The 1,469-nt window shown below is 73.5% G+C and carries 1 protein-coding gene; it reads right to left on the reverse strand.

Features of this window, described 5'->3' with window-relative positions:
• Nucleotides 1-33: 33 nt before the first annotated feature.
• The gene (locus tag CTKZ_RS20940) at nucleotides 34-1,206 is read right to left on the reverse strand and encodes a hypothetical protein (protein WP_200829870.1); all 1,173 of its coding nucleotides are present in this window, start codon (nucleotides 1,204-1,206) and stop codon (nucleotides 34-36) included.
• Nucleotides 1,207-1,469 lie beyond the last annotated feature (263 nt).

A 1,469-nucleotide genomic window follows, 5' to 3' on the forward strand; every position in this document is an offset into this window, starting at 1 on the left:
CACCCGGGTCCCGGGCGGGTCGGAGCCGCGGGGTCAGCAGCGGACGATCGAGCCGCCCGTCACGTTCGCGATCGTCAGGTTGACGGTGCACGGGTTCTCGACGACGCGCGCGCCGCCGGACAGCGCCAGGTTGCGGATCGCGATGTCGCGGTTGGCAGGCATCGTCGAGCGCGCGGCGAGCCGCACGTCTCCCCCGACGACGGTCCCGCTCGTCGCGGCGAGCGTGACGTTGGTGCAGTTCTCGATCAGGACGGGGTTGTTGCCGGTCCGGCTGATCTCGACCCGGTTGATCCGGAGCCCGCCGGACTCGGAGACGCAGAACACGCCGCGCCCGCCGCCGCTCGCCTTGACGGTGCCCACGGTGATGTTGGTCGGGTAGGACGAGCCGACGCGGCCCGCGCGGTTGGCGATGCGGAACGCGGCGTACCCGGTGCCGCTACCGGCATCCTGCGCGTCGACCGTGCCGACGGACGCGTTGATCGTGGCGTTGAGCAGCAGGCCGGACTCGCCGACGTCGCGTGCGGTGACGGTCCCGACGGTGAGCCCGTCGACGCCGTAGGTCTCGACGGCGTGCGACCCGGCGCCCGAGACGTACGCCCGGTCGATGGTGATGTTGCGCGCGTACCGGCTGGTGTCGCCGAGGTTGTCGACGCGCACGCCGATCCCGCCGCCGGACAGCCGCATGTCGACGTCCCGCAGCCGCAGGTTGTCGACGTTGCGCGCGAAGATCCCGTAGACGGGCGTGCCGGTGAGGTACAGGCGGGCGACCTCGATGTCGGTCGCGCCGCGCATGTACACGCCGGCGACGTTGCCGGAGCCGGACCCGGCGACGTGGATCGTGCCGCACGACTCGAGCGTCGTGAAGCTCGGCAGCGTGATGCGGGCGTTGGCCGACATGGTGCCGCTGCCGTTGACGACGACGCGCTGCTTGCTGGTGCGGCCCGCGTCGAGGCCGCCGATCGCGGTGTTGATCGCGGTGAGCATGTCGCTGCCCGACCAGAGCTCGCGGCTGCCGCGGTAGGCGCGCCAGGTGCTGCCGTCCTGGACGGCGGAGCCGTGCACGGTCGAGCCGGTACAGCTCGTGCCGGGCGCGGCGTGCCCGGGCGGGGCCGTGACGAGCGCGGCGACGGCGAGCGCGGTCGCGGTGAGCCCGGCCAGGAGCGCGGCGCGGACGGGTCGGTCGGCGCGTGCGAGGGGTGTGACCACGGTGTCCACCTTTCGAGGGTGACCGGGCCGGGTGGGCGGCACCCTCGGTCGGGCACCCCGACGGTCCGGTCGGCATCCCGCAGGCTAGGAGGCCCGAGCGGGAGGGGACAGGGTCTTGAATCGTTTCGGTAAACGCATTCCGCCCCCGTCGGGTGCGCCATCACGACGACCGCGCCGCGACCTCGCCCCGCTGCCGCGCGCGCCACACGACCAGGCACGCGAGGCCCAGCGCGAGCGTCCCGAGGATCGTCACCACCCGCCAC

It is taken from the genome of Cellulomonas algicola (genome assembly GCF_003851725.1).
Classification (GTDB): Bacteria; Actinomycetota; Actinomycetes; order Actinomycetales; family Cellulomonadaceae; genus Cellulomonas; species Cellulomonas algicola.